This window comes from Massilia rubra (genome assembly GCF_011682065.1).
GTDB lineage: Bacteria > Pseudomonadota > Gammaproteobacteria > Burkholderiales > Burkholderiaceae_D > Telluria_A > Telluria_A rubra.
This window is the reverse complement of the sequence record NZ_VUYU01000001.1, coordinates 145,406-166,485: the sequence shown is the minus strand read 5'-3', so window position 1 is coordinate 166,485 and position 21,080 is coordinate 145,406. Positions and strand designations below refer to the sequence as shown.

Annotated in this window: 20 protein-coding genes and 1 pseudogene; 12 read left to right on the top strand and 9 right to left on the bottom strand. The window is 64.9% G+C overall.

Translation table 11 applies throughout. From position 1 onward, the window contains the following. Positions 1-3: 3 nt before the first annotated feature. Positions 4-759, bottom strand: coding sequence for a hypothetical protein (locus F0185_RS00775; RefSeq protein ID WP_167220694.1), 756 nt, complete (start codon positions 757-759; stop codon positions 4-6). A gap of 109 nt (positions 760-868) precedes the next feature. Further along, positions 869-1,486 carry an LON peptidase substrate-binding domain-containing protein gene (locus tag F0185_RS00770; RefSeq protein WP_167220691.1) on the bottom strand — a complete coding sequence of 206 codons (618 nt, stop codon included), beginning with the start codon at positions 1,484-1,486 and terminating at the stop codon, positions 869-871. A 209-nt stretch (positions 1,487-1,695) separates the two neighbouring features. Here F0185_RS00770 and F0185_RS00765 point away from each other — a divergent pair, with 209 nt between their 5' ends. Continuing rightward, on the top strand, positions 1,696-3,417 hold the full coding sequence (locus F0185_RS00765; RefSeq protein ID WP_167220689.1) for a hypothetical protein: 1,722 nt from the start codon (positions 1,696-1,698) through the stop codon (positions 3,415-3,417). Here F0185_RS00765 and F0185_RS00760 read toward each other — a convergent pair. Continuing rightward, on the bottom strand, positions 3,392-3,859 hold the full coding sequence (locus F0185_RS00760) for a hypothetical protein (RefSeq protein ID WP_167220687.1): 468 nt from the start codon (positions 3,857-3,859) through the stop codon (positions 3,392-3,394). The genes F0185_RS00765 and F0185_RS00760 overlap by 26 nt on opposite strands. Positions 3,860-3,896: 37 nt before the next feature. Then, positions 3,897-4,076, bottom strand: a complete 180-nt coding sequence (locus F0185_RS00755; protein WP_167220685.1) for a DUF6726 family protein — start codon at positions 4,074-4,076, stop codon at positions 3,897-3,899. Between the two features lie 128 nt (positions 4,077-4,204). Between F0185_RS00755 and F0185_RS00750 the strand changes: the two genes are divergently transcribed. Then, a complete protein-coding gene (locus F0185_RS00750) occupies positions 4,205-4,915 on the top strand; it encodes an aspartate/glutamate racemase family protein (RefSeq protein WP_167220683.1) in 711 nt (236 codons plus the stop codon). 239 nt (positions 4,916-5,154) lie between these two features. After that, positions 5,155-6,174, top strand: a complete 1,020-nt coding sequence (gene trpS / locus F0185_RS00745; RefSeq protein WP_167220681.1) for a tryptophan--tRNA ligase — start codon at positions 5,155-5,157, stop codon at positions 6,172-6,174. Between the two features lie 38 nt (positions 6,175-6,212). On the opposite strand, the gene F0185_RS00740 is transcribed toward trpS, so the two are convergent. Together F0185_RS00740 and F0185_RS00735 are read right to left on the bottom strand one after the other, a co-directional pair. Further along, positions 6,213-6,941 carry a substrate-binding periplasmic protein gene (locus tag F0185_RS00740; RefSeq protein ID WP_167220679.1) on the bottom strand — a complete coding sequence of 243 codons (729 nt, stop codon included), beginning with the start codon at positions 6,939-6,941 and terminating at the stop codon, positions 6,213-6,215. After that, a complete protein-coding gene (locus F0185_RS00735; RefSeq protein ID WP_167220677.1) occupies positions 6,908-7,450 on the bottom strand; it encodes a hypothetical protein in 543 nt (180 codons plus the stop codon). Before F0185_RS00735 ends, F0185_RS00740 begins: the two co-directional genes overlap by 34 nt. Positions 7,451-7,644: 194 nt before the next feature. On the opposite strand from F0185_RS00735, the pseudogene F0185_RS00730 reads away from it, so the two are divergent. The 7 genes and pseudogenes from F0185_RS00730 to F0185_RS00700 all read left to right on the top strand — a co-directional run. After that, positions 7,645-8,007 (top strand): annotated as a pseudogene (locus F0185_RS00730) (alpha/beta fold hydrolase); the annotation flags it as partial. Positions 8,008-8,135: 128 nt separating this feature from the next. Continuing rightward, a complete protein-coding gene (locus F0185_RS00725; RefSeq protein ID WP_167220675.1) occupies positions 8,136-9,596 on the top strand; it encodes a catalase in 1,461 nt (486 codons plus the stop codon). 189 nt (positions 9,597-9,785) lie between these two features. Next, complete coding sequence (locus tag F0185_RS00720; RefSeq protein WP_167220673.1) at positions 9,786-10,565, top strand: hypothetical protein; 780 nt, start codon at positions 9,786-9,788, stop codon at positions 10,563-10,565. Between the two features lie 83 nt (positions 10,566-10,648). Next, entirely contained in the window at positions 10,649-11,059 is a 411-nt protein-coding gene (locus F0185_RS00715; RefSeq protein ID WP_167220671.1) for a YbaN family protein, read from the top strand. A 72-nt stretch (positions 11,060-11,131) separates the two neighbouring features. Beyond that, on the top strand, positions 11,132-12,115 hold the full coding sequence (locus tag F0185_RS00710) for an Rpn family recombination-promoting nuclease/putative transposase (protein WP_167220669.1): 984 nt from the start codon (positions 11,132-11,134) through the stop codon (positions 12,113-12,115). 68 nt (positions 12,116-12,183) lie between these two features. Then, positions 12,184-12,663, top strand: coding sequence for an Rpn family recombination-promoting nuclease/putative transposase (locus tag F0185_RS00705; protein WP_167220666.1), 480 nt, complete (start codon positions 12,184-12,186; stop codon positions 12,661-12,663). A gap of 57 nt (positions 12,664-12,720) precedes the next feature. Then, entirely contained in the window at positions 12,721-13,191 is a 471-nt protein-coding gene (locus F0185_RS00700) for an RpnC/YadD family protein (protein ID WP_167220664.1), read from the top strand. A 49-nt stretch (positions 13,192-13,240) separates the two neighbouring features. Here F0185_RS00700 and F0185_RS00695 read toward each other — a convergent pair whose 3' ends face one another. After that, complete coding sequence (locus F0185_RS00695) at positions 13,241-13,951, bottom strand: GAF domain-containing protein (RefSeq protein WP_229476649.1); 711 nt, start codon at positions 13,949-13,951, stop codon at positions 13,241-13,243. A gap of 295 nt (positions 13,952-14,246) precedes the next feature. On the opposite strand from F0185_RS00695, the gene F0185_RS00690 reads away from it, so the two are divergent. Continuing rightward, complete coding sequence (locus tag F0185_RS00690; protein ID WP_167220660.1) at positions 14,247-15,788, top strand: methyl-accepting chemotaxis protein; 1,542 nt, start codon at positions 14,247-14,249, stop codon at positions 15,786-15,788. Between the two features lie 77 nt (positions 15,789-15,865). Here F0185_RS00690 and F0185_RS00685 read toward each other — a convergent pair whose 3' ends face one another. Continuing rightward, a complete protein-coding gene (locus tag F0185_RS00685) occupies positions 15,866-16,246 on the bottom strand; it encodes a translational machinery protein (RefSeq protein WP_167220658.1) in 381 nt (126 codons plus the stop codon). Positions 16,247-16,568: 322 nt separating this feature from the next. Beyond that, positions 16,569-18,116 carry a flavin monoamine oxidase family protein gene (locus F0185_RS00680; RefSeq protein ID WP_167220656.1) on the bottom strand — a complete coding sequence of 516 codons (1,548 nt, stop codon included), beginning with the start codon at positions 18,114-18,116 and terminating at the stop codon, positions 16,569-16,571. A 222-nt stretch (positions 18,117-18,338) separates the two neighbouring features. Between F0185_RS00680 and F0185_RS00675 the strand changes: the two genes are divergently transcribed. Continuing rightward, a complete protein-coding gene (locus F0185_RS00675) occupies positions 18,339-21,074 on the top strand; it encodes a type VI secretion system Vgr family protein (protein WP_167220654.1) in 2,736 nt (911 codons plus the stop codon). Positions 21,075-21,080: the final 6 nt, after the last annotated feature.

Here is a 21,080-nt window from a genome sequence, read left to right as displayed (position 1 = left end):
CCCTCAGCGCTTCCAGCCGCGGTCGCGCGCGGCGCGTTCCGCGATCGGATCGAGCGGCTCGTCGGCGCGCCGCTCGATGGCGCCGCGCAGCGCCTGCGGCATATCCTGGCCGGGGCTGCGGTACTCGCCCGGCGCGCCGTCCATGCTGGCGAACAGGTCGATCTGCCAGCCGCCGCCATCGATGCGGCAGGCCAGCCCGCCGCCGTTGGCAACCCGGAAACTGCGGCAGTAAGCGCCTTCTTTGGACAAGTAACTGCGGGCGATCCGCACCGGGGCGTCGGCCGCCGGGGCGCCCGACAATTGCTGGGTCAGCGCCAGCGCCAGCGCGCCGCGCGCCATCAGGGCCGCGCCGTCGCCGTCGGCCAGCGCCAGCGGGACCGGGCCGATCGCGTAGCCGAGGCCGGCGCCGGCCAGCACCGCGGCCGACAGCATGCCGCCCAGCTTGGCCCAGGCCGGCCACGACCAGATCTGCGGCGTTTCTTCGGCCACCGGCGCGGGCGTGCCGACCACCCGCGCGGCGCGCACCGCGTGCAGGTGCACCACCTTGGCCGAGCGCGGCGCCTGCGGCTGGCGCTGGGCCGCACCATCGGCGCTGCCCGGACCGAAACCGGCAAAGGCGTTGCTGTGCTGGGTCAGGAGCAGGCGCACCCGTGCCGCCAGCAGCGGATCCTCGCGCAGGGCCGCCTCGACCGCCTGGCGAGTGTCCTCGCCCAGCGCGCCGTCGGCGTAGGCCTTCAGGATTTCATCGGAAAAGCTCATACTGCCATCCTCGTCTGATCGGGGCGCCCGTGCGGCAGGGGCAAAAGTCGCTTCCTGCTATCTTATCATTGCGCCGTGGCCGCGCAAGAGGCGGACTCCGGAACACGTTTCAGGACGTGATCAGGCCATGTTCGTCCAGCATATCGTGCAACAATTCGAGCCGGATGACCGGGTTGTCCAGCATCAGCAAGCGGTATTTCTGGTCGTTCGGCAGCGGCAGCAGGTCGCACCAGCGGTTGGCGACCCAGCCGCAGTCGTCCAGGCGGAACGGCGGCAGCACCGGCCAGCGCTGTTCGGGCACCTCGTCGAGCGAGGCCAGCACGCGGTCGAGCGCGTCGGCCGCGCCCTGCAGCTCGGACGGCACCGGCACCGGGTGGTCGTCTTCGACCAGTTCGGTCTCGGCCATCCACAAGCCGTTCGGGCGGCGCTCGCTGGCCAGGATGCGAAAGCGCGCGCCGCCGCGGCAACTGACCTGCATCAGCCCGGGCGCGCTCATGGCGCTGTCCTGCACCGAAGCCAGGGTGCCGGCCGGGTGGAAACGCTCCTGTCCCTCGGGCGTGCGCACCTCGTGGCCCTCGGTCAGCAGCACCACGCCGAACGGACTGCCGCTGGCGATGCACTTGCCCACCATGTCGAGGTAGCGCACTTCGAAAATCTGCAAAGGCAGCACGCCGTCCGGAAACAGGACCGTACCAAGAGGAAACAGAGGGAAAGAGAGGGTCGCCATCACCCCATGATGCCAGAATCCGGGCCGGCAGCGAAGCACGATTGTCCGGCCGCGTGCCGGCGTGTGTGTATCGCCATTTTACTTTTTTTACATCAAGCAACCCCTTTTTGGAGCCGCTTCCGTTACATTCCATGTCCCGCCAATGCGCAATAGTCGCTGCGGGGAAACAACAAGAGACAAGAAAAGACAACCACCAGGAGAGCCACCCCATGTCGCACTTTTTCGCGGCCGGCCTGGCGTTGCTGCTGCTCGCGGGCTGCCAGCAGCGCGCCAGCGAGCCGGCGCCACCGAAAACCCTGCACGCGTTCGAGGACGACGCGCAGCTGGAGGCGTTTTTCAAGGACCAGCCGGCAGCGGCCGCGCCGCTGCCAGCGGACCCAGCGCCACCGGCCGACAGCGCCCTGGCCGCCGAGCACGGGCGGCATTTGGTGCTGCTGCGCCACGGACGCCTGTTTACCGTCGAGATCGGCAAGGACCAGCTCAAGCCGGTCGTGGCGGTCGACGCCTTCGCGCCCGGCGCCGCCGCCATGAGCCGCCATGACGCGCTGATCGTGTCCGATGACACGGTGGCGCTGATTGGTTACAGCGACCCCGAGCGCAGCACCGGGATCAACCTGTTCGACATCGACGCCGGCGGCCGCCTGGCGTTTCGCGCCAGCTACCTGCTGCGCGCCGGCGATGGCGGCGCGCCGGGCACGGTCGCCGTCAGCCAGGTCGACAGCAAGCTGGTGCTGTACGCGGCGCGCGCGCCCGATGCGCTGGCCGCCGACCCGCTGGCCGCGCTGCCGGCGCTGCGCGCGGGGGCGGCGCCGTTCCAGCGCATCGCCCCGGCCAGCCGCGTGTATCGCCTCGACGCCGCCATCGACAGCGGCCTGGCCTTGCACAGCGTCACCGTGTGCGACCTGGCCGCGCGCGCGCTGCGCTGCGATGCCAGCGTGCTGCTGGCGCCGCGCGCGCGCGCCTTTTACATGGCGCCGCAAGCGCTGTACGTCTGGACGCTGCCGTACGCGGGCGACGCCGGCGCCGGCCTGGTGCGCATGCCGCTCAACGGTGGCGCGCCAGGCGCGCTGCGCGTGGCCGGCGCGCCGTACGACCAGTTCTCTTTCCACGAAAGCGCGGACGCCCACTTGAACGTGCTGGTGGGCGCGGACGGGGCCACCCGTTCCTGGCGCGGCCAGGCCGGCGCCAACGCCCTGGCCTTGCTGCGCCTGCCGCTACAAGCGTTTTCCGACGGCAGCGAGCGCGCGCCCATGGCCAGCTACAAGGACTTGCCCGATTTTTCCTCGGCGCCGATGCGCAACCGCTTTATCGGCCCGTGGCTGGTGTATGGCGGCGCGGCCAGCACGGCCGATGGACGCGCGCCGCTGTTCGCGCTGCGCTGGGATGGCAGCGGCGGCTTGCAGCGCCTGCAACTGGCGCACCCGGTCGAACGCATCGCGGCCATGGGCGTCGATGCGGTGGTGGCCGGCCAGGCGCGCAGCGCGCTGCACCTGAGCAGCATCAGGCTGGGGCCGGGGCCGGACCAGCAAGCCACCCTGGCCAGCACCTATGTCCATCCGAACGCGCGGGAGACGCCGGCGCGCGTCCAGGAGCCGTATTACGCCGCCCAGCGGCCCGGCCAGGGCATGCTGAGCCTGGCAATCGTGGAAGAAGCCGCGCAGCCGGATCGCAGCGAGGACGCGGTCGCGGTCGCCGACGCGGCCTCTGTGCTGTACCTGCGCAACACCGCGCTCAAGCTGCGCGAACTGGGCGCGCTCAAGGCCGGGCACGACGCACCCGGCGACGCCGCTGTGTGGTACGGCAATGCCCGTCCGCTGTTCGCGCAGGGACGCCTGTTTGCGCTGCTGGGCGATGAATTGGTGGAAGGCAAGCTGAAAAACGGCCGCCTGCGCGAAGCGCGGCGGATTAACTACGCTCCGGCGGCCCCTTGATGGCGTAACCGCGCAGCGCCTGTTCGAGCGCGTACAGGCGCCAGCGCAGGCGGTCCGGTCCGGGATTCGGATGGATGCTCACGAGCACCGTCAGTTCACCGCTGACGCGCGCGCTGCACGGCAGTTGCAATTCGGTGGCGCGCTCGAAGGGCAGGCGGAATTCCTGGCCCGGCATCAGGCGCAGGCCGCCGACCTGGTGCGGCACGCTGTCGCTGTTCCTGAGCAGCAGCACGTCGCGCAAGCCCACGGTCAGGCGCACCACCGGCGGCAGCACCTCGGCCTTGTCGCCGGCGCGGCGGCGTTCGGCGGCGTGTTCGGGAATGTCGAGCAAGAAATCGCGGCTGCCGGGGCGGATCGGCGCCATCGCGGCCCAGACCAGCGACAGCAGGAACGCGGCGAGCAGGAGCGAAGCGAGCCAGTGGCGGCGCAGGTGCTGTTCCATGCTCAACGGCCCGCCGGCGGGCTCGCCCGGCGCGGCGTCAAGGATCGATCACCGCGGCGCAGGCGTCGGTCGGCAGCGCCGCCACATGCCCGACCACGGGAACCATCTTGATCACGGCCGAACCGACGCGGCAAGGCGCCGCCATCACGCCGCAACCGCTCAGTACGGCAGGCAGCAGGAGGATGGCGGCGATACGGCAAACCAGGCGGGCATTCATTGTGAAATCCGGGAAAAGTGAAAGTGAGAAAGAATTGTAAATGGCGCGCCACAGCGGCGACAACAAATTCGAGGTAACAAAACGTATGTGCGCCACATTGTGCGCCACACAGTGCTAGGATATTCCGTATGGAATCGCATAACAGAGAATTACATATCGGCATCGTCGCCTGCTCGGCCGAGGGGGCGGCGCTGTGCTACCGCACCATCTGCCACGAGGGCGCGCGCCAGCTCGGCCCCTACGAGCATCCGCAACTGACCATGCATTCGCACGCGCTGGCCGCCTACATGCGCTGCATCGACGCCGACGACTGGGCGGGCGTGGGCGAACTGATGCTCTCGTCGGCGCACAAGCTGGCCAGCGCCGGCGCCGATTTCCTGATCTGCCCCGACAACACGATTCACCAGGCGCTGGCGCCGATCCTGGCGCGCTCGCCCCTGCCCTGGCTGCACATCGCCGACGTGGTGGCTGACGAGGCGCTGGCGCGCGGCTACAAGCGCATCGGCCTGACCGGCACGCGCTGGCTGGTCGAGAGCGAAGTCTACCCCGAACGCTTCGCCGCGCACGGCCTGGCCACGGTGCGTCCCGGCCTGGCGGCGCGCATGGAAATCAACCGCATCATCATGGACGAACTGGTCAACGGCGAATGCAAGCCGGCGGCGATCGCCTATTTCCAACAAACCATCGCGAAAATGAAAGATGGCGGTTGCGACGCGGTCGTGCTGGGCTGCACGGAAATTCCGCTGATCATGAACAACGGCAATTCGCCCCTGCCCACGCTCGACTCGACCCGGCTGCTGGCGCGCGCCGCGCTGCGTCATGCGATTGGGCAAGAATGACAGGCAGCCTGCACGGCCCGGCCTGCGCGGCCCGGTCCGATGGATTGACACGACCGCTTAAAACTGCGACGATACGAGCATGACAACGTTTAACTCACATGCCCGGTATTTGAATTGGTGGCTGCGCTGACATCGCGCGGCGCTTGCACCATCATGTGTTTTCCATGAACGCCGCCTCGATTGGGCGGCGTTTTTCATGAGCGTTTTCCGATAGGGGCACCCACCCAAGGACTATCGAAATGTCTTCACCCGCATCGACCGCAGCACCCATCATCCTGACCGGCGACCGTCCGACCGGCCCGCTGCACCTCGGCCACTACGTCGGCAGCCTGCGCAACCGCGTCACTTACCAGCGCGATTACCGCCAGTTCATCATGCTGGCCGACGCCCAGGCGTTGACCGACAATATGGACGACCCGTCCAAGGTCCAGCGCAACGTCATCGAAGTCGCGCTCGACTACCTGGCGACCGGGATCGACCCGGCCCAGTCGACCATTTTGATCCAGTCGCAGATTCCCGAACTGGCCGAACTGACCTTTTACTACCTGAACCTGGTCACGGTGGCGCGCCTCGAGCGCAACCCGACCGTCAAGGAAGAAATCCGCCTGCGTGGCTTCGAGCGCGACATTCCGGCGGGATTTTTGACCTATCCGGCCAGCCAGGCGGCCGACATCACGGCCTTCAAGGCGGTGCTGGTGCCGGTCGGCGAAGACCAGGTGCCGATGATCGAGCAAACCAATGAAATCGTGCGCCGCTTTAACCGCATCGTCAATAAAGAGGTGCTGGTCGAAGCCAAGGCGCTGGTGCCGGAAATCGGCCGCCTGCCAGGCATCGACGGCAAGGCCAAGATGAGCAAGTCGCTCGGCAACACCATCAACCTGTCGGCCACCGCCGACGAAGTGCGCGCCGCCGTCAAGAAGGTCTACACCGACCCGCTGCACCTGCGCGTGGCCGATCCCGGGCATATCGAAGGCAATATCGCGTTCGCCTACCTGGACGCCTTCGATCCGGAAAAGGACGCATTGGCCGAGATGAAGGCGCACTACCAGCGCGGCGGCCTGGCCGACAGCATCGTCAAGGCGCGCCTGGAAGCGTGCCTGCAAGAGTTCCTGGCGCCGATCCGCGCCCGCCGCGCCGAGCTGGAAAAGGACCGTGGCCACGTGATGCAGATCCTCAAGGAGGGCACGGCGCGCGCGCGCGAAGTGGCGGCGCAAACGGCCGATGAAGTCAAGCGCGCGATGGGCCTGAGCTACTTCTGAGTTACTTCTGGGTTACTTTCAAGCTGCTGGCGCCGCCCTCAGCGGTAGCGCGCCAGGATGGCGTCCACGCTGCCATCGTCGATCAGGCCGTTGATGGCCTGGTTGACCTGCCCGAACGGCACCCCCGCCTTTTTCGAGAACGCGCACTGCGCCTTGAACGAGGCGAACACCAGGTCCTGGCGCAGTTTCAGGGCATGGTTGGTACGCATCTGGTAGGCCAGCGTGGCCTGCCCGATCACGGTATGGAGCACCTTGCCGGCCATCAGTTTGCGTAAATTCTCTTCCATGGTGGCCGATTCGCTGCGCTGGAAGCGCAATCCCAGCACTTGCTCGACACGCGGATAGCGGTAACCGGCCACCGTGCCGACCGGGCGGTCGCGCAGGTCGGCCAGCGAGCGCACCGGCGGCGCGTCCTGCTGCGAGGCGACCACTTCGGCGTCGGCAATGAACGGACGGCTCCAGTCGTATTGCCCGTCGATCCAGAACGGGCGCACATAACAGATCCCATCGGCCATGCCGGCAGCGAGCGCGTCGCTCACTTGCTCGCTGGCCACGCTGACGTAGACGACGCCGCGTCCGAGCCGGTGCCCGATGGCGTCGCCGAGGTCCTTCAGGATGCCGCCGCTAAGCTTGTTATTCTGAAACTGGGCCAGCGGCATGTTCTGGTTCAGGGGCGCGATCATGACCAGGTCCGGGGCAGCGGCGGACGCGAGCGGCGCGCAGAGCGGGACAGTCAGTGCGAGGAGGCAGGCGGATCGCTTGAACATGGGGTGGCCAGGTGGTCGGACGGTGTGTCCAATGTACCATCGGCATCACGCTCGCACGCATCATCCTGATGCAATTTAGCAATATTTATCGCATAGAAGCGGCGAATATGCCACAAGCGCCCCAGCGCCAGCAACAGCAGGCAGGCGGGGCCGCCACAATAGGTCAGCATGGATTGGGCGTCGCGCACGCTCGGCAGCGGGCGCGGTATATCGCGCAGCATCAGGACGAACACCAGCGCGCAGAACAGGTAGCCGGCCAGCACCCAGCGCGGCGTCGGGCTGATGTAGGCGTCAAAGTGGCGCGCGGTCCAGAACAGGGACGCCAGGCTGACCCAGCCCATCAGCAGGATGACGCCCATGACGGCGCCGGGCAGGAGCTGGGGGAGCCAGGGGCTGCCGCCATGGGGAAGTAGCAAGGCCACGGCGATCATGGTGCAGAAAGCCCAGCCCGCCACTGCCGGGATCGTGAAGATAGCCATCAGGATGGCGAGCGGGCGCAGGATGTGCATGGAGAGAGGAAAACGGTGTAGCCCGGGATCATATCGCACATGCACGCACGCGCTCAAAAGTCGAGCGCCGCCGACAGCACCACGCTGCGCGGCGCGCCCGCGATCAGGGTGCCCCAGGTCGAGGCGCCCGCCCAGTAATTGTTCTCATTTTTGACCTATACAAAATAATGCCGCCAATCTTCGCCTGCCACAACATGGCAGTGCCGGCCATCCCTCTTTCCGGTGATGCGCCTTCCGGCGCATCGCTCTATCCTGCCGCGGCGGGCGCATCCCGCGCTTGCCAACCATCCCACGGAGAACCAGCGATGAGCACATTGACAACCAGCGACGGCGTCGAGATCTATGACAAGGACTGGGGCCACGGTCAGCCGATCGTGTTCTGCCACGGTTGGCCGCTCAATGCGGACAGCTGGGAGTCGCCGATGATCTTCCTGGCCGGCCAGGGCTACCGCTGCATTGCCCACGACCGGCGCGGCCACGGCCGTTCGAGCCAGCCGTGGGACGGCAACGACATGGACCACTACGCCGACGACCTGGCCCAGTTGCTCGACAAGCTAAGCTGGCGTTTATCCAGTCCTGATTCCTTTTTGTCGCCACCCGGCTGACAAGCTGCATCCATCAACACATCGGCCGGTGCCCCGCGATGGCGCCGCCATTGCTGTCCACTCCTCTGAAAGAAGCTTCCATGAACAAACTGACCACGGCCGCGGGCGCACCGGTGCCCGACAACCAGAACACGCAAAGCGCCGGTCCACGCGGCCCGCTATTGCTGCAGGACGTATGGCACCTGGAAAAACTGGCCCACTTCGACCGCGAAGTGATCCCGGAACGGCGCATGCACGCCAAGGGCTCGGGCGCGTTCGGCACCTTTACCGTCACCCACGACATCACGCGTTTCAGCAAGGCCACCCTGTTTGCCGAGGTGGGCAAGACGACGCCGCTGTTCATGCGTTTTTCGACCGTGGCCGGCGAGCGCGGCGCGGCCGACGCCGAACGCGACATTCGCGGGTTTGCCGTCAAGCTCTACACCGAACAAGGCAACTGGGATATTGTCGGCAACAACACCCCGGTGTTTTTCATGCGCGACCCGCTCAAGTTCCCGGACCTGAACCATGCGGTCAAACGCGACCCCAAAACCAATCTGCGCAGCGCCGAAAACAACTGGGACTTCTGGACCCTGCTGCCGGAAGCGCTGCACCAGGTCACCATTGTGATGAGCGAACGCGGCATTCCTGCCTCGTACCGCCACATGCACGGCTTCGGCTCGCACACATACAGCTTCATCAACGCCGCGAACGAACGCTTTTGGGTGAAGTTCCACTTCGTTTGCCAGCAGGGCATTAAAAACCTGAGCGACGCCGAAGCGACCGAACTGGTCGGGCGCGACCGCGAAACCCACCAGCGCGACCTGTTCGACAGCATCGAGAACGGCGAGTTCCCGCGCTGGCGCTTCCAGGTGCAAGTGATGCCGGAACGCGATGCGGCGACCTATCACATCAATCCCTTCGACCTGACCAAGGTATGGCCGCACAAGGACTACCCTTTGATCGATGTGGGCGTGCTGGAGCTGAACCGCAACGCCGAGAATTACTTTGCCGATGTGGAACAGGCCGCATTTGCGCCCGCCAACGTGGTGCCGGGCGTGAGTTTTTCGCCGGACAAGATGCTGCAATCGCGCCTGTTCTCGTATGGCGACGCCCAGCGCTACCGGCTCGGCGTGAACCACCACCAGATCCCGGTCAACGCGCCGCGCTGCCCGGTGCACAGCTACCACCGCGACGGCGCCATGCGGATTGACGGCAACCATGGCGCCACCATCGGCTATGAACCGAACTCCAAAGGGCAGTGGCAGCAGCAGCCCGATTTTTCCGAGCCGCCGCTGGCCATCGAGGGCGCCGCCGCGCACTGGGACCACCGGGTCGACGAGGATTATTACAGCCAGCCGGGCGCCCTGTTCCGCCTGATGACGCCGGCCCAGCAGCAGATTTTGATGGACAACACGGCGCGCTCGCTGGGCGGCGCTTCGCGCGCGGTGCAGGAACGGCATATCGCCAACTGCGCCCGGGCCGATGCGGCCTACGGCGCCGGGGTGGCGGCGGCGTTGGCGCGCGGGGTGGCGTCGGCGACGCCGAACAAGGTGCTGTAAAGACGTCGATAGCATCCGGACAGCAAGGGCGCTGCGCCGCCCTTGCGATGCAAGCTTGTCAGGCGCACCATCGCGGCGCGACGTTTTGCCTCCGATTGTCTCAATCGCACCACGCCGCTACGCGCTTCTTCCGCGCCAGGCGCCAAATGGCATACACTACGCATTTCCTTTAAGCATCAATATTTTCGGATGAGCTACATCTTGAAAGTGGTGGTCCCGCCAGTGCCTTCCGACAATCTGTCAGTGCGGGGGTTTGCCAACACGCTCGCGCATACCTCGATGGACTTGCCGCCGTCGGCGCGCCTGCTGCAGTTCTACGAGGCCATCACGGCGCGCTATCCGTGCGCTTCGAGCGGCGCCTACAGCCGCGCCAGCGCGGCTGCCTGCCCGTGGGGCGACACCCCGCTGCTCGACTGCCTGACCGGCGACATCGGCGTGCTCACCCTGTCATACAAGAATATCGAGGTGCTCTCGTTCGTGCTGCGCCGCGCCGGCGCGCTGTCGCTGACGGTGATCGACACCCAGGCCGGCCTGGTGTACCGTCCGGCGCGCTTTCGGGTGGTGCTCACCAGCATCCAAAAAAATGTGAATACGAGCGCCCTGCTCGACAAGCTGGCGCCGCTGCTCAAATGCACGCGCGAACAGGCGCTGGCGATGCTGGGGTCGCCGAACGCCGTCGTGCGCAGCCGGCTCGACCATATGACGGCGCAGCGCCTGGTCGCCACCATGCACCTGCTCGGCTGCAACTGCAGCGTCGAGAAAGAACCGTCGCGCTCGGCGCAGAAAGCGGCGGCCAAGGCGGCCATCGCTTCACCGGCGCCACGCGCTGCGGCCCCGCGTGCGCGCGTAGCGGCGCCGTCGGGCTTTGCGCTGGCGTACAAGTCGGTGCTGAACCGGGCCGTATGCTTCATGCAAGGGCTGTTCGAACGCCTCTGGGAACGCATGACGGCCACGCGCCCGTATTCTTAGCGCGCCGGCCAAGTGGTAGGATGCGCGCTCGCGGGCGTTTCGACAGCGGCCGCACCCTCCTCCACGGCAACCCAGGACCCCACATGAAACTGCTGCTGAACATCATCGGTTGCCTTGCCGTGCTGCTGGGCATCCTCGGCATTTTCCTGCCGCTGTTGCCGACCACACCCTTCCTGCTGCTCGCCTCGGCGTGCTTCGTGCGCGGCTCGCCGCGCCTGCATGGCTGGCTGCTGGGGAACAAAGTCTTCGGCAAATACCTGAGCGATTTCGAGCAAGGGCGCGGCATCCCGCGCCGCGCCAAGATCACCATCATCGTGCTGATGTGGGCGTCGCTGGCGTATTCGATGCTGCGCCTGCAGCGCACCGGCCTGACCGTGCTGCTGCTGTGTATCGGCGCCGGCGTGAGCATCTACCTGCTGCGCTATGTGCCCACCGGTGCGCCGCGTGTCGCGCGCCTGGAGAGGCCCGGCCAGGAGAGGCCCGGCCAGGACTAGCACCTGCCCGGCGGCGCCGCGCACGACTGATGCAGCGCAAAGGTTCAGCGGGTTCGCTGGCTAGAATGCCTCATGTCCGCTCATCACGACCTTGGTTACCGTTCGCTGTTCGCCCATCCGGAGCTGGTGCGCGAGCTGGTCACGAGCTTCACGCCCTTCAAGCTGTTCGACGATGTAGCGCTGTCCTGCTTCGAAGCGGTCGATCCGGCGTATGTCAGCGAAGGCCTGGCGGCGCGCCAGAACGACATCGTCTGGCGCGTCAAGATCGGCGAGCAATTCCTGTACGTGTACATCCTGCTCGAATTCCAGTCTGGCGTGGACCGCTGGATGGCGCTGCGCATGCAGAACTATGTGGGTTTGCTGTGCCAGAGCCTGGTCAAGCGGCATGCATTGCCGCCGTCCTTGCTGTTGCCGCCGGTGCTGCCGCTGGTGTTCTACAACGGCGTGCCGCATTGGAGCCCTAGCACCGACCTGGCCGCGCTGTTCATGGAAGCGCCCGCCGAACTGGCGCCGTTCCAGGCATCCCAGCGTTACGTCCTGATCGACCAGCAGCGCCTGGATGCCGAGGCGCTGGAAGCCAATGCCACCCTGCTGGCGCTGCTGTTTCGGATGGAACTTTCAAGCGCTTCCGAGGTCAAAAACACGATCTTGCCCGCGCTCGTCACCTGGTTCAACGATGCGCCGCAAGCGAGCTTGATGCGCTCGGTGGTGGTATGGATTGAATGCCTGGCGAAGCGGCGCGGCGAGCCGGCATCGTTCACGTTCGACAGTGCAGAGGAGGTCACCGACATGGGACGTAAATATGCAACCTGGGCCGAGGAATTCGAAGATATCGGCTTTCAGAAAGGAAGCGAAATTGGCAAGGCGGAAGGGCAACTGAGCGCATTGCGCGGCGTGCTCACGCATCTGTTGCGCAAGCGTTTCGGCGACCTGCCGGAAGCGGCGGTGCAACGTATCGCCGCAGCCACCCAGGCGGACCTCGAACAGTGGTGCCAGCGCAGCCTGGACGCGCCGGGTCTGGATGCCGTCTTCGGCGACAGAGCGACGTCGGCCTGACTAAAAGAAACGCCGCGCACGCCTGATGCAGCGCAAAGGTTCAGCGGGTTCGCTGGCTAGAATGCCTCATGTCTACCTATCACGACCTCGGTTACCGTTCGCTGTTCGCCCATCCGGAGCTGGTGCGCGAGCTGGTCACGAGCTTCACGCCGTTCAAGCTGTTCGACGATGTGGCGCTGTCCTGCTTCGAAGCGGCCGATCCGGCGTATGTCAGCGAAGGCCTGGCGGCGCGCCAGAACGACATCGTCTGGCGCGTCAAGATCGGCGAGCAATTCCTGTACGTGTACATCCTGCTCGAATTCCAGTCCGGCGTGGACCGCTGGATGGCGCTGCGCATGCAGAACTATGTGGGTTTGCTGTGCCAGAACCTGGTCAAGCGGCATGCATTGCCGCCGTCCTTGCTGTTGCCGCCGGTATTGCCGCTGGTACTCTACAACGGCGTGCCGCATTGGAGCGCCAGCACCGACCTGGCCACGCTGTTCATGGAAGCGCCCACCGAGCTGCTGCCGTTCCAGCCATCCCAGCGCTACTTCCTGATCGATCAGTAGCGCCTCGATGCCGAGGCGCTGGAAGCCAATTCCACCCTGCTGGCGCTGCTGTTTCGGATGGAACTTTCGAGCGCTTCCGAGGTCAAAAACACTATCTTGCCCGCGCTGATCACCTGGTTCAACGACGTCCCCCAGACCAGCTTGGTGCGTTCGGTGGAGGTATGGATTGAATGCATGGCGAAGCGGCGCGGCGAGCCGGCATCGTTCACGTTCGACAGTGCAGAGGAGATCACCGACATGGGACGTAAATATGCAACCTGGGCCGAGGAATTCGAAGACATCGGTTTTCAGAAAGGAAGCGAAAAAGGCAAGGCGGAAGGCCGGGCGGAAGGCCGCGCGGAAGGGCAACTGAGCGCACTACGCGGCGTGCTCACGCATCTGTTGCACAAGCGCTTCGGCGACCTGCCGGAAGCGGCGGTGCAACGTATCGCCGCGGCCACCCAGGCGGACCTCGAACAGTGGTGCCAGCGCAGCCTGGACGCGCCTGGTCTGGATGCCGTCTTCCACAGTGAAGCAGCATCAGCCTAGCCAGCACCCAGGAGTCCACGCGGCAGAAGCTTGTCGGCCGCGCAGACTCCTAGCCGCGCGGCGGCGTGTTCAGTTCGCGCATGGCCATGTTGGCCAAGTCTTCCAACCCCTGCAGTTCGCGGCTCTTGAGCCGGCGCGGCTCGCGGTCGATCACGCACAGCGTACCGAGCGCCAGGTCATTGACACCGACTAAAGGAAACGCCGCGTAAAAGCGGATCTCCGGTGCGCCCGTCACCAACCGATTATGGCGAAAGCGCGGGTCCTGCAAGGCGTCTTCGACGATGAATGGCTCACGCTGCAGGATGGCGTGCGTGCAGAACGCCCATTCACGCGGCGTCTCGGCAGCTTTCAAACCAACCCGTGCCTTGAACCACTGGCGCTGCGCCGTCAGCAAGGTAATGAGCGCGATCGGGCAATCGGTCACCAGCGACGCCAGGCGCACGATGCGGTCGAAGCGCTCCTCGGGGGCCGACGGCACCAGCTGCAGCGCCGCCAGCGCGGCCAGGCGCGCCTGCTCCTCTCGCGGCACCGGATACGGCGGGTCGGCCAGCAGGGTGAATTCGGGCGCCAGCGGCGCAGCGGGGCTGACCTGCGCCGTGGCGGCGGATGGGGCCGGCCGGGTCATGCGCAGCACCGAACTCATCAACGCACGGCGATGTCCGCCCGGGGTCTTCCACGAGGCAATCGCCCCGCTTTCCATCCACAGCTGCACCGTACTGGTGGCCACACCCAGGAGGCGGGCGGCGTCGCTGGTAGTCATGACGGGATCGGAGGTCGCTGTTGATGGGCCAGACATGGTTAATTGCTTTGACGAAAAATTCAGTGTAACGCGCAAATGTCATTTGCCCAAGCGCGCAGTTATCGAAATTGACGAAAGTTGCGCAAACACCTTCAAATTAACGATTAATCGGCATTATCGTCAAATATTTATTGATTATTGGAAATTTTTGATTCAAAATATCAACAGATTCAGCAATTTTGCCGTGCTCACACTGTTGCCTGGTTGAGCGACGCCATCGATTCCCGACCGCTCGACCTTGCTCACCTTCCCCACCATGAAAATTGCTACCAAACTCTACAGCGCCTTTGCCTTGATGCTCTTCATCACCTTGGGACTGGCCATCTTTGCTGTCGTGCAAATGCACAGCGTCGAAAATGATGTTGTCAGTCTCAACAAGGTGACCGCCGAGCAACTCGATCCGCTGTACGTGGCGCGCGAAGCGCTGGACCAGACCGGCATCGCCGCGCGCAATGCCTTCATCTTCGTGGACAACGGCGCCGCCACCAGAGAGCTCGACATCGTCGACCAGCAGAAGGCGCTCTACCTGGACGCGCTGGCACGGCTCGATAAAGTGTTCGGCGCCGATGCCGACTTCGCCAAGGTCAAGGCGGGCTTGCAGGCGATGGCGAAGGAACTCGAACGCCCGCGCCAGTACCGCGCCAAAGCCGAGATGGATGCCTTCGGCCAGTTCCTGGTCAACGAGTGCAGCCCGCTGCGGCGCCAGATCGTGGCCGACATCGACGTTCTGCTGAAAAAAGTCCAGTCGCAGAGCAACGCGGCCAGCGGCCAGGCCGGCCGCCGGGCGGCCAGCGCGACGCTCTGGATCGGCGCGCTGAGCATCCTGGCGGTGCTGGTGTGCACCAGCGTCGCCTTTCTGATCGTGCGTGGCCTGCTGCGCCAGCTCGGCGGCGAACCGGCGTATGCCACCGAAGTGGCGCAGCGCATCGCCGAGGGCCAGTTGCAGCATGCGGTGAATGTGCAATCGGCCATCCCATCGAGCCTGGTGTTTGCGATCAAGACCATGCGCGACAGCCTGAGCGGGATCGTCGCGCAGGTGCGGCACGGCACCGAATCGATGGCGCTGGCATCGAGCGAAATCGCGGCCGGCAATATCGACCTGTCCAGCCGCACCGAGCACCAGGCCTCGGCGCTGGCCGAGGTGGCGGCCTCGATGGCCCAGCTGGTCGGCTCGGTCGAACGCAATGCCGGGTACGCGGCCAGCGCCGGGAAAATGGTGCAGGCGGCGTCGGAAGTATCGGTGCGCGGCGGCGAAGCGGTCGATGGGGTGGTGGCGACAATGGGCGTGATCAATGCCTCCTCGCGCAAGATCGTGGACATTATTTCGGTGATCGATGGGATTGCGTTCCAGACCAACATCCTGGCGCTGAACGCCGCCGTGGAGGCGGCCCGGGCCGGCGAACAAGGGCGCGGCTTCGCGGTCGTGGCGACCGAAGTGCGCAACCTCGCGCAGCGCTCGGCGGCGGCCGCCAAGGAAGTCAAATTGCTGATCGACGATTCGGTGGCCAAGGTCGGCACCGGCACCATCCTGGTCGAGCAAGCGGGCAACACCATGCGCGAAGTGGTCGCGGGGGTGCAGCGCGTGAGCCAGATCATGGACGATATTTCATCGGCCACGCGCGAGCAGAGCGCGGACATCCGCAGCGTCGACCAGGCCATCGTCAAGCTCGACGAAATGACCTTGCAGAATGCCGCGCTGGTGGAACAGGCGGCAGCGGCGGCCCAGTCAATGCAGAATCAGGCGGCCCAGTTGGCCGACGTGGTGCGCGTGTTCAAGCTCGACGCGGCGCACGCCTGAGTTACCCGACCTTCGGCGGACGTAAAAAAGCCGGGAGTGCCCGCTAACGGCGCTCCCGGTTTTTTTACGTCATGCTCTTAATGCATGATGCCTTCTTTGACAAAATACTTGCGCGCGAAGGCCAGCAATTGGCCATCGTTCGGATGGTCGACCGTTTCGACGCTGACGACCTTGGCGGCGATGGCGGCGTGCTGCTTTTCCAGGTGCTTGATGAACACCAGCTTTTCCTGGCCCGGGCCGACGATCAGGATTTCCTGGGCGGCTTCGATGGCGGCGGCGATCTCGTTCAGGTAATCGGGATTCTGTTCCGATTGGACGCTGGCATCGACGCCGGCTTTTTTATGCTGCGAATGGACGGAAGCGGTCTTGATGACTTCCGACTCGGCGGCATCGCGCGTGAAATGGATAACGTGAGCTTCGGCCTGGTCGAGCCAGACGACGACGTGATTGAATGACATGGTGTATTCCTTGATAAAGCGTGATCGTGCGCGGACGGCGGCCGGGAATGCAAGGCGCGACGCTAAAAGACGGCGCGGCTCTTGAAGCCGCGCCTTAAACGGAAAATGCACCGGCTGGGGGCCGGGCATTGCAATCGAATGAAGCCATTGTGCCCGCTTGGAGCGAGGCCGTCCGTTCGGAAGCGCACGTAGCCGGGATGACAATCTTTTTGGCGCGCGGGCACACCGCATTGCACTACGCGCCGGCTGGCTGCCGCTCTCTCAGTGGCCCATCAGCCGGCTCAGTTCGGTGGTCAGACTGCCATCGCTAAAAAGTTTTTCATCATTCAATCGGAGTATGGCTGGTGCGCCCCTGCAAAATCGCCTCCAGCGCCAGCTCGGAACTGTTCAACGCCCCTTCCACGAACCCCTGGTAATCCGAATACGCTTCGCCGACGATGTGCACGTTTTTCGCGCCGCTGCCAAAGTCGAAGGCCTTGAAGGCGTCCATCACTTTCCATGAGCGCACGCCCGGCTGCCAGCCGTGGTTGGCGGCCCCATACGGCGCCCGAGCCCAGTCGCGGATGCCATAGGTGATGATCGAATTCTTGATGTAAGCCGTGGCCTGGGCCAGGGTCTGGTCGCGAAACACTGCCTTCGAGTGGTCGTTGAGCTTGAGGTGCGATTCGTTCGTTTCCAGCAGGCGCTTGACGTCGCGCGCGACGAACAGGGCGAAAGCGTCGACGATGCGCGCATCCTGGTCGACTTCGGCGCGGTCGTGCTTGTCGGGCTCGCTCAGGTAATGGCGCCAGAATTCGGTCGAAGGGCGGTCCATGTACAGCAGCACCATGCCGTGGCCGTCAAGATCGCGCCCCTGCGGACGGCGGAAATAGTGCACTTCGCGGGTCGGCAGGCAGTTCGCGTACTGCTGCGGCGGCTGGTCATAATCCCACCAGGGCGCGTTGCTGACGAAGAAAATCTTCAGCATCGGAAAGCCGTTGACGGCATCCAGATGGGTGGCGATGTGCTCCGGCAGATGCTGCGCCAGCTTGATCAGCGGCATGCGCGGCAATGCCAGGATCAGGCGCGCCGCCGGCAGCTTGATGGTGTCGTTCTTGGTGCGCACGTCCAGCTCCATGCTGGACTGGCCCAGGCCGGTCGGACGGAAACCGAGCAGGGTGTGGCCGCCGGCCAGGGTGATGTTGGGCAAGCTGTGGATCTTGGCCATCAGGCCATCGGTCAGCTTGGCCGAGCCGCCGGCGATGCTGGCCAGCTTCTGGCCCACGGTTTTCAAGGCGCGCAGCCACCAGATGATCCATTCGATCGCGTTCAGGTTCTCGGGAATCATGTGATAGAAGGTGCCGGTGTCGCGCAGCTTGACCAGCGCCCGGTGGCTGAGGATGCCCTGGCCCGACATCACGTTCCAGAAACCGGTGGCCCACAGCGGATGGCCGTGCAGTTGCGCGTGGCGGCGCAGGCGGTTGTAGTCGGCTTCGGTCAGGCCATCGATCCAGGCCTGGTCGGCCGGGTCGCGCCCCATCACCAGCATGATGCCGCGCTTGAGCAGTTGCAGCGAGTTCAGGCCCTGTTCTTCGGGCGGCAGCTGGCTGTCCGGTACGCTGATTTCATCGGCCGAGGGGCCGGAAAAATCGACCAGGCCCACGCCCAGTTCGGCGCACAACTGGGCGAAGCGCGGCTGCAGGGTCGGTTCGAAACGCATCGGACCGTATTCGGCGATGAAGCCGTCCATGTCTTCGGTTTCGATGCGCCCGCCCCAGCGGTCGGACGAGGCTTCCAGGATCAGCACCTGGTGCCCGGCTTCGGCCAGGCGGATCGCGCAGTACAGGCCGGAAACGCCGCCGCCGGCGATGACGATTTGTTGTTCAGACATGGGAACCATTCACGCGGATGTTGTGCCTTTGGCACCGAGGGCGCGATTGTGCCATGTAATTGATGAGCTTGGCAGGACCGGCATCCGGCGACACCGGAGCGTTGTTGTAGTTTGGCATCACTCGCTCATAGGTTGTTTATGGGCAATGTTTGTGATGCCCAGCTCTTGCATAGTTGAGCGGATGAATCACCCGTCCGCCTCTCTCTTTGCAGGAGTGCATGCATGATTGCCAGTCCCCAGCCAGCAGCTTTCCTCAGCGAAGCGAACCGTCCGATCCGTCTGCGGCTGTGCGGCGACGATGGCGTACTCGACGACAAATTGCTCGTCAAACAGGTGAGCGGCATCGAAACCATGTGCGGAGGGATAGAGTATTGCCTGCTGTGCGTCGCCACGCAGGCTGGCATGGAGCTCAAGCAATTCATCGCCAATCCGGTAGAACTGCAGTTTGTCACCGCCAGCGGCGGCTTGCGCTCGGTGTGCGGCATCGTCGCCGGTGTGGCCGAAGGCCAGAGCGACGGTGGGCTGGCAACCTATCAGTTAATCGTGCGCGATGCGTTTTCGCTGCTCGACAAAACCTGTAACACACGTGTTTTTCGCAACGCCAGCGAAATCGACATCACCAACGTGGTCCTGCGTGAATGGCGCCAGTCCAACCCGATAGCGGCGCGCGCCTTTGAATTCGACCTCGGCCACCTGAACAGCTATCCGGCGCGCGAATTCACGATGCAGTACAACGAATCGAGCGCCGCGTTCTTGCGCCGCCTGTGGAAACGGCGCGGCATCGCCTGGTTCATCGAGCCCGGCAAGGCGAGCGAACGAGGCAGCGACGATACGCCGGTTCACACGCTGGTACTGTTCGACGATGCCATGGCTTTGAAAAAGAATGCCGCCGGCACGGTCCGTTACCACCGCGACGCGGCAACCGAAACGAGCGACACCATCACTGCCTGGCATGCCGTACGCAGCCTGACGGCGGGCCGGGCGAGCCGGCGCAGTTGGGACTATACGCAGGCATGGTCGATGGCCAGCCAAGAGAGCGGCGCTAACGACCAGGGCATGCTCGGCAACCAGTTCGCCGCCAGTCTCGACGATTATCTGATCGACGTGCCGCATGCAGGCGACAATGCCGGCGACTACCGCAGCCTGGCCGCGCTGCGCATGCAGCGCCACGAATACGAGGCCAAGTTCTTCCAGGGCGAAGGCAGCGAGCGCAATATGTGTGTCGGCCAATGGAACAGTGTCACTGGCGATCCGGAGCTGGCCTCGCACGCAGCACACGAATGCGAGTTCGTCATCACCGAACTGCGTGTGGAAGCCGAGAACAACTTGCCCAAGGCGCTGGACGAACGTGTACGACGCCTGTTCGCGCTCAACCATTGGCGCAGCGACAGTGGCGGGCTCACGCAAGCCAGTGCCGAGCGCGACGTACGCTACACCAACCGCTTCACCTGCGTGCGGCGCGGCATCCCGATCGTCCCAAGCTACGACCCGCGCGTCGACCTGCCGCGCACGGAAGCACAAAGCGTGACGGTCGTCGGACCGCCCGGCGAGGAAATCCATTGCGATGCAATGGGACGCGTGAAGATACGCTTTGCCGGTTGCCGGGTAGAAGACCACGCGCACGCGCAGGGCGCCGGGGCGTCCGACAGCGAGCGCGACTCGGCTTGGGTGCGCGTGGCCAGCGGCTGGGCCAGCGCGCACTATGGCGCTATCTCGCTACCACGTGCCGGCGACGAAGTGATTTGCGTCTTTCTGGGCGGCGACCCGGACAAGCCGCTCATCATGGGCCGCGTGCATGGTGGCGATACGCCGCCGCCCTCGTTCAGCCACACCAGCCGGCTCCCGGGCGAGCGCTGCCTGTCGGGCATCGTGAGCAAGGAAGTCCATGCGCAGCGCTACAACCAGCTGCGCATGGATGACACGCCGGGGCAGATCAGCGCCCAACTCGAGAGCGAACACGGACACAGTCAGCTCAACCTGGGGTATCTGACGCATCCGCGCTGTAACGGCGCTGCGGAGCCACGCGGTGAAGGCTTCGAGCTTGCCACCAATGACAGTGGCGCCATTCGCAGCGCGAAGTCGCTGCTGATCTCGGCGTGGAAACGGCTCGACGCCTGCGCCGGGCAGTTAAGCAGCGAGGAACATCTGGGGCTGATGCAGGATTGCCTGGATTTGTTCAAGTCGCTGGGGCAGTACGCGGCAGAACACCAGGCGCTGGAACTCGACCCGGCGCCGCAGCAGGAACTCAAGGACGACCTCGACGCAGCGGCCGGCGGCAGCAATACGGCGCCGCAACAGCCGGGCGGCAAGCCCACCTTGAGCATGACGGCGCCGGCCGGGCTGGCGTTGAGCACGCCGAAGACGCTGGTCAGCTACGCCGGCGTCAATGTCGATACGGTAGCGCGGCAGCACATACAACTGATCAGCGGCCAGCGTTTCAACCTGAATGCGGGCAAGGGAATATCGCTGTTTTCGCAGCGGGATGGCATCACGCAAATTGCCCATCATGGCAAGTTCCTCATGCAAAGCCAGCACGACGACATGCTTGTCGATTCGGCCAAGGACATCAAGATCACGGCCGGGAAACGCGTGATCGTCATGGCGGAAGACGAAATCACCTTGATGGTTGGCGGCGGCGCCTATCTGACCCTGAAAGGCGGCAATGTGGAGATCGGCGGGCCGGGACCGATCGACATCAACACCAACGGCCATCACTGGAATGGGCCCGCCAGCGCCACGCCGGTCCTGCCCTCGTTCAGCGACGGCGAGTTCGGCCGCATCCCACGCCTGCTGCGCCCCACCGACGGCAAACCGGTCGAAGGCATGAAGCTGCATGTCGAGCGATCGGACGACGGCCCGCTGTCCGGCAAAAGCAATGCCGCTGGCGAAGGCGACAAGATCACCAGCGACCGCTTGCAACTGCTGACCGCTACGTTTTTCCGCTCAGATTCTGAATGAGGAACC